General features: G+C 38.2%; 14 protein-coding genes and 1 pseudogene. 7 read left to right on the top strand and 8 right to left on the bottom strand.

The annotated features are described in order from the left end of the window. The first annotated feature begins 96 nt into the window (after positions 1 to 96). Positions 97 to 993 carry a stage V sporulation protein K gene (gene spoVK / locus N1I87_RS08455; protein ID WP_416333764.1) on the top strand — a complete coding sequence of 299 codons (897 nt, stop codon included), beginning with the start codon at positions 97 to 99 and terminating at the stop codon, positions 991 to 993. Positions 994 to 1,311: 318 nt separating this feature from the next. Here spoVK and hfq read toward each other — a convergent pair whose 3' ends face one another. Beyond that, complete coding sequence (gene hfq / locus N1I87_RS08450; protein WP_003352393.1) at positions 1,312 to 1,548, bottom strand: RNA chaperone Hfq; 237 nt, start codon at positions 1,546 to 1,548, stop codon at positions 1,312 to 1,314. Between the two features lie 160 nt (positions 1,549 to 1,708). On the opposite strand from hfq, the gene N1I87_RS08445 reads away from it, so the two are divergent. Further along, positions 1,709 to 2,890, top strand: coding sequence for an IS701 family transposase (locus N1I87_RS08445; protein ID WP_040037972.1), 1,182 nt, complete (start codon positions 1,709 to 1,711; stop codon positions 2,888 to 2,890). Positions 2,891 to 2,955: 65 nt separating this feature from the next. Here the strand turns inward: N1I87_RS08445 and miaA are convergent, their stop codons facing one another. From miaA to N1I87_RS08420, 5 genes are all read right to left on the bottom strand, one after another. Then, positions 2,956 to 3,900: a tRNA (adenosine(37)-N6)-dimethylallyltransferase MiaA gene (gene miaA / locus N1I87_RS08440; RefSeq protein WP_003352395.1), complete on the bottom strand. Its 945-nt coding sequence runs from the start codon at positions 3,898 to 3,900 to the stop codon at positions 2,956 to 2,958. Between the two features lie 226 nt (positions 3,901 to 4,126). After that, complete coding sequence (locus N1I87_RS08435; RefSeq protein WP_341103315.1) at positions 4,127 to 5,011, bottom strand: diacylglycerol/lipid kinase family protein; 885 nt, start codon at positions 5,009 to 5,011, stop codon at positions 4,127 to 4,129. 237 nt (positions 5,012 to 5,248) lie between these two features. Continuing rightward, complete coding sequence (locus tag N1I87_RS08430; protein ID WP_341101336.1) at positions 5,249 to 5,449, bottom strand: hypothetical protein; 201 nt, start codon at positions 5,447 to 5,449, stop codon at positions 5,249 to 5,251. A gap of 266 nt (positions 5,450 to 5,715) precedes the next feature. Then, a complete protein-coding gene (locus N1I87_RS08425) occupies positions 5,716 to 5,805 on the bottom strand; it encodes a YjcZ family sporulation protein (protein ID WP_341101334.1) in 90 nt (29 codons plus the stop codon). Between the two features lie 15 nt (positions 5,806 to 5,820). After that, positions 5,821 to 5,982: a hypothetical protein gene (locus N1I87_RS08420; RefSeq protein ID WP_341101332.1), complete on the bottom strand. Its 162-nt coding sequence runs from the start codon at positions 5,980 to 5,982 to the stop codon at positions 5,821 to 5,823. A gap of 981 nt (positions 5,983 to 6,963) precedes the next feature. On the opposite strand from N1I87_RS08420, the gene N1I87_RS08415 reads away from it, so the two are divergent. Next, positions 6,964 to 7,842: an IS982-like element ISGsp1 family transposase gene (locus N1I87_RS08415; RefSeq protein WP_004439648.1), complete on the top strand. Its 879-nt coding sequence runs from the start codon at positions 6,964 to 6,966 to the stop codon at positions 7,840 to 7,842. Positions 7,843 to 7,849: 7 nt separating this feature from the next. On the opposite strand, the gene N1I87_RS08410 is transcribed toward N1I87_RS08415, so the two are convergent. Further along, a complete protein-coding gene (locus N1I87_RS08410) occupies positions 7,850 to 8,374 on the bottom strand; it encodes a protein rep (RefSeq protein ID WP_341101330.1) in 525 nt (174 codons plus the stop codon). Between the two features lie 42 nt (positions 8,375 to 8,416). Here N1I87_RS08410 and N1I87_RS08405 point away from each other — a divergent pair, with 42 nt between their 5' ends. Beyond that, the gene (locus tag N1I87_RS08405) at positions 8,417 to 8,920 is read left to right on the top strand and encodes a DUF3967 domain-containing protein (protein ID WP_341101329.1); all 504 of its coding nucleotides are present in this window, start codon (positions 8,417 to 8,419) and stop codon (positions 8,918 to 8,920) included. 558 nt (positions 8,921 to 9,478) lie between these two features. Here the strand turns inward: N1I87_RS08405 and N1I87_RS08400 are convergent. Beyond that, on the bottom strand, positions 9,479 to 10,840 hold the full coding sequence (locus tag N1I87_RS08400) for an IS4 family transposase (RefSeq protein WP_003353499.1): 1,362 nt from the start codon (positions 10,838 to 10,840) through the stop codon (positions 9,479 to 9,481). Positions 10,841 to 11,738: 898 nt separating this feature from the next. On the opposite strand from N1I87_RS08400, the pseudogene N1I87_RS18045 reads away from it, so the two are divergent. The 3 genes and pseudogenes from N1I87_RS18045 to N1I87_RS08390 all read left to right on the top strand — a co-directional run. Continuing rightward, a pseudogene (locus N1I87_RS18045) lies at positions 11,739 to 11,888 on the top strand (histidine phosphatase family protein); the annotation flags it as partial. Between the two features lie 133 nt (positions 11,889 to 12,021). Further along, positions 12,022 to 12,981, top strand: coding sequence for an alpha/beta hydrolase (locus tag N1I87_RS08395; protein ID WP_341101328.1), 960 nt, complete (start codon positions 12,022 to 12,024; stop codon positions 12,979 to 12,981). An 822-nt stretch (positions 12,982 to 13,803) separates the two neighbouring features. Beyond that, positions 13,804 to 14,139 (top strand): L,D-transpeptidase, encoded by a 336-nt coding sequence (locus N1I87_RS08390; RefSeq protein ID WP_003352397.1) that lies wholly within the window; start codon positions 13,804 to 13,806, stop codon positions 14,137 to 14,139. Positions 14,140 to 14,432 lie beyond the last annotated feature (293 nt).

The following is a 14,432-nucleotide window of genomic DNA, read 5'->3' as shown; positions in this document are numbered from 1 at the left end:
CGAATGATCCATGTTTGATATTGTGAGGTGAAAGCTTTGGATCAACCTATTCGTTTAAAAAATAATGGTCAAATAAACATTGTTTTTAATTCCAAATTGAAGCAAAAAGAATCGGAGCATCTTCATAAAGATTTATTGCCGGAATCCTTTGCTCAAGAGCATACGATCTTAAAGGAAATAGAAGAAGAAATGAATTCGCTAGTCGGTCTTGAGGAAATGAAAAAAATGATCAAAGAAATCTATGCTTGGATCTATATTAATAAAAAAAGAGAAATGTATGGCTTAAAAACAGGCAAACAGGTTCTTCACATGATGTTTAAAGGAAATCCCGGAACAGGAAAAACGACGGCTGCCAGGTTGATCGGAAAACTTTTTCATAAAATGAATGTCCTTTCAAAAGGCCATCTGATCGAAGCGGAACGAGCCGATCTGGTCGGTGAATATATCGGCCACACAGCTCAAAAAACACGTGATCTCATCAAAAAAGCAATGGGTGGAATATTATTTATCGATGAAGCTTATTCTTTAGGCAGAGGCGGGGAAAAAGATTTTGGCAAGGAAGCGATTGATACACTGGTTAAACATATGGAAGACAAACAGCATGATTTTATTTTAATATTAGCCGGCTACTCTAGAGAAATGGATTATTTTTTGACACTCAACCCCGGACTTGAATCCCGATTTCCGCTCGTTTTTCATTTTCCTGATTATACAGTCGATCAGCTGATGGAGATCAGCGCAAAAATTCTTCGCGAAAAAGAATATCAGTTAAGCCAGGAAGCGGAACGGACATTAAGAGAACATTTAATTCATTTGAAAAGTGTGATCCACCCAGCCAAATTTTCAAACGGCCGCTATGTCCGGAATATCATCGAAAAATCGATACGGTCACAGGCTATGAGGCTTTTGACCGAACATCATTATGATAAAAAAGAACTCATGACGATTCGAAGCAATGATCTCATATTTCCCGCTGAAACATCCAACCGTTGATTTTCCAGCCGGAAGTTTCAATAACGATTGAATAGGGAGAAATGCACAAGGACGGATAACCTCCGTCCTTTTTTAATCATATCGCCCTCTTTTAAAGAATCGATCGGGTTTCATAGCAAACAAAAAAATTCCAGGAACAGCATATGAAGAGCGTATTTCTAATCGAAATGCAATAAACAGTTTAGGAACGATGGATTCATTGTTCTTAAAACAAAAATAAGAAAAAATTCAAATCATAAATAATGGCTCACGTCAGGAGAAATGGTTTTCATGTGACATGAGCCATTATAAAAAGTTTATAAAACAACAGCGCTCATTTTACGATTCTTGTTCTTCTAATTGAATATGCACGTTTCTTTGGGGGGCAAAAGTGGAAATAGCATGCTTATAAACAAGCTGTTGTTTGCCATCGGATTCAAACAAGACAGTGAAATTATCAAAACCTTTCACATAACCGCGAAGTTGAAAACCATTTAACAAAAAAACAGTGACTAAAGTTCCGTCCTTACGCAATTGGTTTAAAAATTGATCCTGAATATTGATCGCTTGTTTCATGTAAAGTCCTCCTCTTCTATCTCTATAATTAAATATTCTACTATAGATGAGCAAATTCGCTAACATAAATTTACAACCAAACAAAAAAAGAGACATGAACCCGATTCCTTGATTAGAATAGATGTGTCACCAAAACTATTCACAAGGAGGTTCATGTCTCATGAATAGATTAGCACATCATCAAGGAATCCACAAGTTTTTCACGATGTTGGGGTTGGCACTTTATTTTTCAAAACCTGTCATGAAGCATCTCGTTCATATCGTGGATGCGCTGACCACCAAAGGATTTGCGGGAACATTGACCGATCTTCATCATTGGAGCTTTCATCCGAACCACCGCACGACACTCAGCCATTTTTTCACGAAAAGCCCTTGGGATGAAGAGACGCTGCTTCGCAAACTTCAACAGTGGATGCTTCGTCGTGTCGAACGCATCGCCAAACAGGAGAATCAACCCCTTTTTGTTTCGATCGATGATACGATTTGCCAAAAAACCAAGCCTTCGTCACAGGCAACGCACGCCATTCAAGGGTGTGATTGGCACTATTCTCACACAGAGAAAAAGTCGATCTGGGGACATTCTCTCGTTTGGCTCATGGTTCATACGATGACCCAGGCTTTTCCCTTTGCGTTCCGCCTCTACGACAAGGCGGCTGGGAAAAGCAAGGGGGAACTCGCGATCGAGATGCTTTCTTCTTTGGATGTACACCGTCCTGTTTATGTGCTGATGGACTCTTGGTATCCATCGCAAACGCTCGTGGAAGCTTGTCTGAAAAAGGGATTCCACGTAATCGCAATGCTCAAGGCCAATCGGCTTCTTTATCCAAAAGGCATTGCGGTTCAGGTGAGGGAGTTTGCCCGCTACATCGAACCGAAAGACACTCACCTCGTCACGGTGGGAGAAGAGCGTTATCGGGTTTATCGCTACGAAGGCTCTCTCAAAGGTCTCGATGATGCCGTGGTGCTGCTCGCTTGGAAAGCCGATCAGCCGATGACATCGGAACATCTTCACTGCGTCTTGAGCACCGACCGGGATCTAAGCGATGAAGAGATCTTGCGCTACTATGCCCAGCGTTGGTCGATCGAATGTTTTTTCCGTCAAGCGAAAGACCAGCTGAAACTCGATGGATACCGCGTTCGCGGACGTCGGGCGGTGAAACGCTACTGGATCTTGGTGCAGCTTGCTTACGTGTACAGCATGTTCGAGTCGAACAGCGATTTTTCTGATGGGCTCGATCTTCTGCGCAAGAGAAAAGGACATAGCCTCGTGGAGTTCATTTACCGTGCAGCGAAACAAAATATTCCCATTGATACCGTGAAAAAACAGCTCCACGTGGCATAAGGGGTACCCTGTTTGTCTCTTTTACATGGTAATTATTGTAATTAAAATTGCTCAACTACAGTATTCTATTTTAAATGTAGCTTTCCTGCTATAAATTGTGAAATTTCCTGAAATTTTTTCTCACGTTCATGCTCATTGGTGACATCAAACCATTGCACATTCATTTTATTTCGAAACCACGTAAACTGCCGTTTTGCATAACGTCGTGAATTCTTTTTTAATTGTTCGATGGCTTCGTCAAGCGTTACTTTTCCATCCAAATAATCATAAATCTCTTTATATCCAATGGCCTGAACGGATTGACAGTTGCGAATGCCTCGCTTTCTCAGCTCCTTGACTTCTTCGATTAACCCTTGGCTGATCATCAGATCCACCCTTTGATTAATACGCTCATACAACTTACTGCGTTCCATCGTCAACCCAACAATGGCAGTATGGTAAAGTTCCTGCGAAAGTTGTTCGGATTGATGCTCAGACATCGGTTTCCCAGTCGTATAGTAAATTTCGAGAGCGCGAATAACGCGTCTCACATTATGAGGATGAATGGATTCTGCGCTTTTAGGATCCACTTCCTTCAACTGTTGATGCAAATAAAGTTCGCCTTTTTCTATTGCTGTTTGTTCCAATTCAGCTCTTAAAGACGAATCCCCCGGAACATCGGTAAATTGGTAATCATAAATGACAGACTGAATATAAAGTCCGGTGCCACCCACTAAAATAGGGATTCGTCCTCTTTCCGTTATTTCAGTTATCTTTTTTCTCACAAGCTTTTGGAATTCTGCCACTGAAAAAGATTCATCCGGTTCTTTAATATCAATTAAATGATGGGGAATGCCGGCCATTTCCTCTTTAGTCACCTTTGCCGTTCCGATGTCCATTCCTTTATATATCTGCATTGAATCTCCGCTGATGATTTCTCCTTGAAAACGATGCGCAAGGCGAATGCTTAGTGCAGTTTTCCCTACTGCAGTCGGGCCAACGAGCACAATCAGCTTTTCTTTCTCTCTCACGTTCTTCCCAGCCTTCCCCTTACTTTTCCTTTACTTTTCCCTTATCGTACCATAAAACGAAAGGATTTACACACTTTGATCATTCTAACCAATTGAAACACCAAACATTCCTCTATCGTTCTTTTTGCTTCTTTTTTCTCCGTTTATTCGATGGACAATGAATACACCATATACAGCAACGTGAAATAGATTCTAAGTGTTTTTTCAATATGAATCTCACAAATCGTTAAATGATCCGTAATGCATCTCTCTCGATCGTGACTTGTACAGGAGTTTTTGCGAGAAGCTCGCCATCGCCTTGTACGATAATCGGCCAATCAGAGGCAACGTCTACTTGTTTGCCTCTTATCATCGTAACGCCGGGATGCAAAACATGTTTGCCAACAAATGCTTTCGGGAAAGTGCGCAACAGTTCCCATTTTGGCAAGTCATGTACGATGCAAATATCAAAAAGTCCATCATCATAACAAGCTTCAGGACATATTTTTATACCTCCACCATAACTTGGGGTATTGGCAATGGCGATAAACCAAACTTTTAAAAAAGAGAAGTTTTTCTCATCCACTTTTAATTGAACGTTGACGGGACGATATTGGAATAAAACATGCAAGAAACTAAGCCCATACGAAAGATTCCCTAATCGAAAAGTATTCAACCACTTTTTATATTTTGAGGAGTTATTTTCCTCAGCCACTTTTCCGTCAAAACCAATCCCGGTAACGGTGATGCAGTACTCGTTTCCAATTCTTCCAACATCCATCTTTCTTTGCTCTCCAATTAAAATTCGCTCCAATGCTTTTTGATAGTTCATCGGTATTTGAAGAGCCCTTGCAAGATCATTTCCCGATCCTGCCGGAATAATCCCTAATGGTATATTCGAATCGATTAACCCGTTTGCTACGTCATGAATGGTGCCATCTCCGCCTACCGCAACCACTGTCAAACCTGTTTCTGAAGAAATTTCCTTCACGATTTCTACGGCATGTTTCGGTCTTTCTGTAAAACGCACTTGATAATGTATCTGTTTTTCTTGAAGCAGCTTTTCAATCTTTTTCCAAACCTTTCGCCCTTTTCCATTTCCTGATATTTTATTGACGATAAAATAATACATCAAATAGATCTTTCCTTTTTATTTCAAATGGTAGAAATTCTACATGAATATGCGTGCAAGGCCGCACAGATATTGCTAGATGGTCCCTTTGTTTTTATTGGTCATTTTTTCGATTGTGAGAAAGCGATTTAAACAGAACTTTCACTCTCCAAGTACTTTATTATTTTTTCGATACAGGCAAAAAAAATCCCTGCCAAATGACAGGGTTATAGTTTATCGACAAAATATAATTATTTTTTAGAAAATACGAATTCTTATGAATCTTGAAAGAAAAATAGCAGCGATTAAGAAAAATGGAATAAATCTTCTACCGAAGCCGGTACGAATAACCATTCCTCCTGGAGGTGGATCTCCGTCTATCACTCCTCTATGAACCCTTCCATAGCGGTCCATCACTTCAACAGGCTCACCCTGATATCTTCGAACTAAATGATGCATTATTTATCACTCCTTTTTAACTTAAAGGAGATATTAGAAAAAAATCCTGTCACATCCATTTTTTTGTAAACAAGGTGCTCGTAATGAGTTAAGGATGCAGTGAATTCACTTAAATCGGTAATCTAGACGATTGGCTTCCTATCCATAACTACTTGTACCAATTTTCAAAAAGTCAACACATGAGTAAAAAATTTGCCCTTTTGCAAAAAGCAAAACCAATCATGTTACGATCAAATGAGCATTTTTTCATGTCACCTTGCGTGGAATTAATAACCGCCTTGACCCGTAAAAGAACTTCCGACAATGATCAGTAAAATGAACAGGACAACGATTAATACAAATGTCATAAATAACATCTCCCTCTATAAACTTTAATTTTCTTTCCGATAAACAGTAAAATAAATAAATGCAAAAAGGAAGAATAATGTTTGAATCACATTTGTTACTATTTTTAATTCCGAATAATCAAAAAAGATATGACCGAGACAATACGAACCTGTTACAACAATCAGAAATTTCAAAAGGGATTTCATTATTTCCATCTCCTGTTATTTGCTTAGAATAGTAAAAATACAATTGCTCTAGCTGTGATTCCTGCTAACCAACTTGACACGCCAATACTTTTCAATCGTTTTTCTATAGCATCTTCTATTGTTCCACTAAAGTCAATAACAACATTAAGAGTACTCATAACAAATTGATATGCTAAGTATTTTTTTAGTGTGCTTGGTGTTTTTTATTTTTATGTGCGCCCGGCATGTACATGAACTATAGGGTGTAAGTCCCGAACCCCGAAGACAGAAGTAGAGGTTAGCCAAGAGCAAGGGTGTCCGTGGTGACGCGGAATCTGAAGGAAGCTGGAGGCAAAACACCGGTCCGAGGAACACGAACCTCATATAAGGCTAGGTATGATTGAGTGAGTTTGCATAACAAAACAAAGCTCTTTCTGTCGAAGGTCATATCGAGTAAATGAGGCGGATAGATGGTGTGAAAGTGCATGTACTTACCCGGGGAGGTCTGGCGGATATGTGAAGTACTCTTCATAACCTACTTAGTGATAAGTAGCTGAACCGTCAGAAGTCAGCAGAGGTCATAGTATTAGTTGGTCTAGAACAACTAAGAAGGACCGAACAATTAAGAGAGAATAGCCCTTGGTATTCAGTGAGTCATGATGAACACAGAAAACGTAGTACCTCACTTGAGGGAGGAAGCGGTGAATCCCGTGGGAGACCTCTTGGAGGGTGGAGTGACCACTGGCATAAAGAGAACAGCTATTCACGGAAGTTATAAAGACTTGCGTCAATGATCTTAATTGAACCGCCGTATACGGAACCGTACGTACGGTGGTGTGAGAGGACGGGAGTTAATCGCTCCCTCCTACTCGATTAACCTATATTTTTAATAAAGTAACCCGTGGTGCTAGATAAAACTCAGACAAGCATAAAAATAGCCCTTGCTGGCGGATCTCCAGTAGAATGAAAGTGTCACCCAACATTCGAAAGGAGAGATCCCCCATGCAAGAGCACTTTCATTTTACTACAGATCCAGCCAAACTTCAAAAACAATATGCCGCTATTTTCTGTTTTGTTTCTGCCCAACTGTCGTTGATTCAAATGTATCTTCATCGCCGCAACCGTCACTTGGTCAAGCAAGAAGACGAAGTGGTCATGGCGGTTCACCTTTTGGGGAAGCTGCTGGGCTTTTCTTCCGAACGAGCCTGGCATCGTTTTGTCACGGGAAATTTGTTCACAAACGGCTCGTTTCTTGAACGCTCCCGATACAACCGCCGCTGCCGAGCGCTTGGTTTCGCCATCAAATGGATCCGTCATGAGCTGGCGAAACGTGGCCAACACCATGCTTATGCGGTCGTCGACAGCTTGCCTCTTCCGTTGTGCCATCCCGCAAGAATGCAGCGCGTCAAGCGGTTTCGAGGGATCGCGGATATGGGGTATTGTGCTTCCAAAAAGCAATGGTACTACGGTTTCAAGCTGCATCTTCAAGTGACCAATCAAGGGCTGGCCATGGGCTATGTCGTGACGGAAGCGTCCTGCCACGACGTCAAAGCCGCTGAAACGGTGATGACTCAAATCCCTCATCCCTACAACTTTGGGGACAAAGGGTACATCAGCCACGCTCTTCGAGAAAAGCTGTACGAAGAACACCAAGCCGCGTTCTGGACACCGTCTCGACACAATCAAAAGCACGGCCCATCCAAGGCATGGGAAGAATGGATCAGGAAAAAACGCAAAGTCATCGAGACGGTGTTTTCGATTCTCGTAGACCAATACCGGATCACCGACATTCGAGCGAATTCCATGGCCGGGTTTGAAGTGGCACTCGATGGCATCTTGTTGGCTTATTCCTTGGTCACACTAGGGCTGGTTGAGCGCTGACACTCAACTAGCACCACGGGTTAAAGTAATTTTTCCTTTTCCAATTCCATACAGCAACTATACTAAAAGCATCTTCACTAGCTTTTTCTTCATCATCATCCGTATGAATTAAATCACCATCTTCAACATCATCTAAATTTAATTCCTTATGAACTTCTTTTAACAACCCGCCATATGAGATTAATCGTTTCCGATTCAATCCCTCTTCCAGATCAGCTACAACCTGAATATTCTGTTCTTCATTATCAGTTAAATAGTCCGAATCTTTAACTGGATACTTTGCTGTTTCTAATACCGCTGGAGTAACATCCTTTGGATCAATTTTATCTTTGTTTTTAGATTTTACAGAACGCACATCAACAATCGGATCATAATCTAATTTCATTGCTCTTTTCCAAAAGCTTGTCCATTGTTTCTGTGTAATATAATTCTTTGTATCTTTGAAATATGAACTTTCAACACATAACAAAGCATGTATATGAGGATGATAAGAATTATCAACCTTATTAAAAGTAACCTCTGTTGCACGCATAAAACCTATATAAAACCTGTAACAGTTCGGAAATACTCTCAAATGCTTGAAGAACAAGGTTATTCATTCCAAAAAGACAACAACAATTGGCGGCAATATAACGAGGACGATATACAATACTTAAAATATATTTCTAGCATGAAAGCGAAAGGTAAATCACTCGACCAAGCTATACAACACATAGCAAGTCTATATCACTCAAATCTGACCATATTGCAACCCGATATGTCGCTACAAGAACCTGAAAAAAAGCTACTCAACTTCATTCAACAACAAGAAGAATTAAATCATAAAATACTAGACCAATTAGAAGCACAAGAGAGACGACAAATTGAACGTGATCAAAACCTCATGAGAGTTCTCAATGAATTACAAGAAACCAAAAGACAGATTGCTGCAACAGCAGGAAGGAAAGACCAATACATAAGCCTAAACGCATTTGATGTGAACTGGAAAGAAAAAGAGTTTTCAATCGCAATCAGCAAGGCAGCAGCCACTTTTAATTATGATTACGACAGCCGGAACAACCAGGGGAAATGTATTTGATGAAATGTATGAGTACGCTTGTAATGTCGTAGATGGAACATTCAAAGATGTTCTGATTTATATAATTCATCCTTCATATTATAAATCCGAAGACGTCTTCGCTTTTGAATCGTCCAATTCGTTAACTATTTTAATCAATTGCTGCGCCCATTATAATTTGCACGTCTTTGTCTACGCATGTAATCTGCACGTTGCCTTCTCTCCACATCTGCACTACGAACGGATCTCATGTGATATTGGATTGCTCGTTTTATAAGGCTTAATAATGCCGTCTGACTGCTTGAAAATAACTTGAAAGCCATTTGCTTTGAAATGTTCAAAAAACTTCTCTGCGTCTTTATATGCGCTTCTAACAGTCGTTTGCGTTTCCCTCTCGTTTTTATTTAATAATACAACGTATTAGCAGAATATCCTTTAAAATATCCATGTTTAGAAATTCTGTAAGAACAATCCTGGGAAACAATATTATGTTCATTGAAGAAATGTATAGAATTTCAAAACAAAAAAATTTATGGAATACATTGGAATACATGTATAATTTATTTTTTTATTAATTACTCAACTTTCGCACACAGAAATATGGAGACAGTCCTTGATATAACGAGGTAAAGAAGTAATCCAATTGGACAGTTGACACTGAAAAATGTCCATACTCAAATAAACCTTAGCTTCAGCCAAAGTTTGGAAAAGAGAAATCAATTGTAGTAAAGCCGTTTTAAAGTCCATCTCCTTTACTTCGTCACATAGAAACAAGAATAAGTTGCCCATGGTCTTCGGATCCTCTTCTTTCCGAAGTTGCCAAGCAATCAAGATATACCGAGTGAAGACAATGGTAGTATGGCTAATCATCATGTCATAGGAACGACCTTGAAACTCTTTGGCTAAATGTAAAAACGATTTACTGAATTTAAAAAAGGTTTCAATGTCCCAACGCATCCCATAGATTCGAACGATTTCTTCATTAGACAGCGTGGTATCTGTACTCAAAATGGCCAGCCATTCACTTTGGTTGTTTCGATTCCGCACAAACACGATTTTCACTGGTAAACCCGTATGAAGGGTTGCGTGAATCGAGCCGAGTGTTTCTTTTTTGCCAATGTCTCGTTTCGCTTTTCGATACAGTTGTTCCAAGGTTAAACGTTCTCCGTTGAAAAGATACCGTTGTTTCAGCTGTTTGACCATACCAATGACAAAAAGGCCTTTGGAGTGAATCTTCTCCACCAACGGGGCATGAGTAAACCATGTATCCATGAGCACATAATCAGCGAAAATTCCTTTATCCAATGCATGTTCTACTAATTTCAACACCATGTTTGGTTTTGCTTCCAATGCCTCGAGCCGTCGTTTGTAGCCTGTGGTTCGTTTATCAATGGACGAATGGATTTCGTTCAAGCGATTCTTTTGGTTCGCTGAACTCAAAAGAGCGAAATCGATAGGTACAAATGTAAAGCCATCGGACCATCCGAGCGTTAATAGTTGAAAACCATTGACAAACTGACGAGTGGAATGATCGAATACTTTAGCTAGAAGCTCAACCGATTTACTACGGTTACGAGAATAAATCGAATCGTCTACAATAAACACGGTAACACGGCGCTTCGAAATCGTTTGTTTCACACGACGAATCACTTCGGAGCTCAGAGATAGTAAAAAGGTTCTCCAGTTATACGTAGACGAGTTCAAAAAACGATAAATGGTATCTTTTCCTGGTAAATCGGCAGCCTTTTTGCTTTGTAAGGCGTGGTACCAGTTTCTGTATTGAAAAACAAGAAGAAATAATAGTTGAAAAATCGATAAACAAGAATAACCACAAGCCTTGATAATTCCTGCTTTTCTTAAATGATTACCAATTTGTAATTCAGAAAATCCGTCTTTTATTTCTTTTGGTAATTGCGCAAAATACTCTTTTTTCGTTATCATAATGGTGACACCTTTCTTTCTTTGGTTTTTGGTTTGGTCACCAATAGTTTACCAAAAGAAAGAGGTGTCTTTTTGTTTTTTAGACGAATTTTTTCAGTGTCAAGTGAATATGAGATACCCAAAGAAACCTATCAAATCAAGGATTATTCATAAATTTTTCACTGCGAAAGTTGAGTTAATTATATTTTATTTACTTTTAACAACTGTTGAATCCATTGATTTGCAAGGATTACACTCCTTTTTAGTATTCGGGGATCAGCAATCCCTACTTTTAAGATATGTTCTTTAGAAAGAGTTGTATCGGACAAACTCATCTACTTACAGAAAGTTCCACACTTATGTAATTCATAAGATTTCATTGAATTTCTAAGGTTTTTATTTCCGTCAATTTTATATTACATAAAGAAATCTCAGATCTAGCGAGAAATAATCCCAGGTATCGGCAAACTGAAATCCTTTCAAACGGGAGTTTTCGTTTATTTTCATTTGATCCAACAAAATTTCATTATGTTATTAGAAAGCGGTTGATCCCTTACATTACAAAAATATGAGAAAACATCTTTTTACTACACATTCGTTAAAACTCATTAAATTTTTTTCGATTTCTCTTTTGGAAAGTGAGTAATCATTTTTCAATAAAGAATTGAAGGAACTTCTACCATCTTCTTAAAAAAACTGGAAGTAGCTTTTTAGTTACAAAAAAAGCCGCACAAATCATTTAGCCTCTTTGTTTTGAAACATTAAATTTGATACGACACGTTTTCCATCACTTCAAATTGTATATTTGCATAAAATTCATGCATAGTACTTATGAATAGACACCTGATATAATAACCTATGAATAACAAGCAAAGTGAATGGATGGGGAATATGAAAATCAAAGGAGTTATCATATGAAGGCGGAGAGTCGAGCAACGAAGCGACAAAACGCATTGTAAACGTTGTGGAAGAAGCATTAAAAAACGAACATGAAAATATTCTTATGGCTACTCACGGAAATCTAATGTCTCTCCTGATTAAATTTTTCAATCAAGATTTTGGATTTTAACAATGTCAAAATCTCACCAATCCGGATGTTTTTTTTATTGAGGTTTACGAATAAACAAGTTCATTTAGAACGACTGTGGAAATAAAAAGATGTATAGAATATTTAAAAAATATTTAGAAACGGAGTGAACAGGATGAGCCAGATTAACAATGAATTTCATATTCCCATCAATAAAGAAATGAGCATAGAAGCTCAAACAATTGCGAAAATGCTTTTTACCTCCTCTAAAGAGTCTGAAAATATAAACTTTTCCCACCCTCATTCATTAGAAATTTTTAGACGAATGATGGATAAAAACTTAAAAGAATTACTAAATAAAATAACAGTGGACTATCAATTAGAAAGAGTGAGCATCGGTGGCATACGGGCTGTCTGGATCTCAACTCCACAGATCAAAGAAGATAAAAAAGTGATTCTTTATTTACATGGTGGATGTTATGTATCTGGAAATATCGAAATATACACTACCATACCTATTCAACTAGCTCATAGTAGTCAGATTAATATTTTATCTATTGATTATAGCTTAGCCCCAGAAAATCCATTTCCTAACGGATTAAATGATGTGGTCAAAGTTTTTCATTATCTTTGCAACCATGGATACTCAGCAAATAATATTGGTATTTTAGGTGATTCTGCAGGTGGAGGTCTTGCATTATCAATGTTACTAAAGCTCAAGGAAATGAATGCTAAATTACCAGCAGCTATTGGCTTGTTATCTCCATGGGCTGACTTGAGTTTTTCTGGAGAAACTTTTAATACTTTGTCTGGAATAGATCCCATCTTAAGTCAAGAACAGTTATCCGCATTCGCAAACATGTATGTCCAAAAAGAAGAAGTAAAAAACCCCTTCATTTCTTCTGTTTATGGAGATTATAAAGATTTTCCACCAATGATGATCATTGCCGGTAGTCATGAAATATTATTAAGTGATTCAACTCGCATTGCACAAAAAGCAATGAATCAAAAAGTAGAAGTGAGTTTAGACATTTATAATGGTCTTTGGCATGTTTTTTGCGCAGATCCTACCTTACCTGAAAGTAAAAATGCTATAAAAAAACTTTCTTCATTCTTTAACAAGAACTTGTTCTAATTATGTTGTTTCACTAAAGAGATGTCGAATGTTAAAAATGACTATTTTTCAAATGATCGCTCTTTAAATTTCGAGAAAAATTGATTTTTTTAGAATGGCTAGATTACCTAAGGAAACAATGTACAAAATTATGATTTCCTATTTAGACTTTAAATCAAATAAATAGGACACTAAACAACGCTTTTGCGTGATTCAGTGTCCTCGGTTTTTACGACAGAGTTGCTTCGTTTCGTCAATCCCTGTTATTTTTCCATCGAACGTTTCGTTTTTATCATCCTCATTATTAGAAGGAAAGCAAAAATGACGACACATAACAAAATGTCTATTAAGATTTTTGCTTCCATGTTGTGATGCTTCATAACAAAATACCAGCTTGGCGAAAAACAAAAAAGGAAGTACGTTAGTAAATCATGAAAGAATAAAGAAATAAGTGTTATTAAAGCTCCGACTAAAAAACTGGCACCAAAAGAAATTCCCAATAATTTCATTTCCCTCATCAACCACCATTATTAAACTATAATTCCATTTTATAGGAATTCCGGAGATATTTAAACCTCTTTATTTGTTTTTCTCTCAAATTAAAACGGAAGTATTTCCATCAGCCAATGCATTGTCTATTTCCCCTATCCGCTTGTAGGTGCCGGAATCATTTTTGATTGTAGAACATCCTTAACGATATACGTTGCAATTGTTCACTTCCCAAATATTTACCATCCCCTCTACCATGGTGGACAAAGCAGAAAAAATCCAAACATTTTTTTAAGCACCAGGAACAAATGCCTAAGTCACTTCATACTATATTCAAAAACGGAGTGGATCTTTATGGTGAAATGGATCGACGTATCCGTATCTCAGCATAGATTAAAACTATTTGACGGAAACAGACTTATAAAAACTTACCCCATAGCAGTTGGAAAAATATTGACACAAACCCCTTATGGGACGTTTACGATTATCAATAAACAACGCCATCCCGGTGGACCATTCGGAGTGTTTTGGATGGGGTTGTCAAAGCCTCATTACGGCATACACGGAACCAATAACCCATCTTCCATCGGTAAGAATGTCTCACATGGATGTATTCGAATGTTTAATCATGATGTTCTAGAATTATCTTCTAAATTGCCAGTTGGAACGAAGGTTGTGATTCATAAATGACTCTGTTCATTTCTCCCTCTTCGCCAAATATTCTTGTAAATAAGAATCCAGTGGTTGATTGCTGTTCCATTCAAATCGATAACAAAGAGTATGACGTGATCATCTATGATATAGCAGTATACATAGCAAACTGAAAAAGGCAAAAAAATTTTGCTCTAAACCACATTTTCGTTCGGTACAACATCTTGGGTTAAAGGCATAAAAAAAGCATTTGTGAAGTGCTCCTACCATCATTGGTTGGTTCAGATCGCCATTAGACAGGAGTCTTCACAAACGCCTTCTCATATGATCAA

The sequence above is a fragment of the Bacillus sp. FSL W8-0102 genome (assembly GCF_038007225.1).
Classification (GTDB): Bacteria; Bacillota; Bacilli; order Bacillales; family DSM-4216; genus Bacillus_O; species Bacillus_O smithii.
This window is presented reverse-complemented; position numbering and strand designations above follow the sequence as displayed.

Coding starts and splice junctions, on each gene's coding strand:
- N1I87_RS08400 (WP_003353499.1), bottom strand. CDS start 10,840: ATGATAACGAAAAAAGAGTATTTTGCGCAATTACCAAAAGAAATAAAA.
- N1I87_RS08430 (WP_341101336.1), bottom strand. CDS start 5,449: ATGCATCATTTAGTTCGAAGATATCAGGGTGAGCCTGTTGAAGTGATG.
- N1I87_RS08420 (WP_341101332.1), bottom strand. CDS start 5,982: ATGAAATCCCTTTTGAAATTTCTGATTGTTGTAACAGGTTCGTATTGT.
- N1I87_RS08435 (WP_341103315.1), bottom strand. CDS start 5,011: ATGTATTATTTTATCGTCAATAAAATATCAGGAAATGGAAAAGGGCGA.
- N1I87_RS08410 (WP_341101330.1), bottom strand. CDS start 8,374: ATGCGTGCAACAGAGGTTACTTTTAATAAGGTTGATAATTCTTATCAT.
- N1I87_RS08415 (WP_004439648.1), top strand. CDS start 6,964: ATGCAAGAGCACTTTCATTTTACTACAGATCCAGCCAAACTTCAAAAA.
- N1I87_RS08395 (WP_341101328.1), top strand. CDS start 12,022: ATGAGCCAGATTAACAATGAATTTCATATTCCCATCAATAAAGAAATG.
- N1I87_RS08390 (WP_003352397.1), top strand. CDS start 13,804: ATGGTGAAATGGATCGACGTATCCGTATCTCAGCATAGATTAAAACTA.
- N1I87_RS08445 (WP_040037972.1), top strand. CDS start 1,709: ATGAATAGATTAGCACATCATCAAGGAATCCACAAGTTTTTCACGATG.
- N1I87_RS08405 (WP_341101329.1), top strand. CDS start 8,417: ATGCTTGAAGAACAAGGTTATTCATTCCAAAAAGACAACAACAATTGG.
- hfq (WP_003352393.1), bottom strand. CDS start 1,548: ATGAAACAAGCGATCAATATTCAGGATCAATTTTTAAACCAATTGCGT.
- N1I87_RS08425 (WP_341101334.1), bottom strand. CDS start 5,805: ATGTTATTTATGACATTTGTATTAATCGTTGTCCTGTTCATTTTACTG.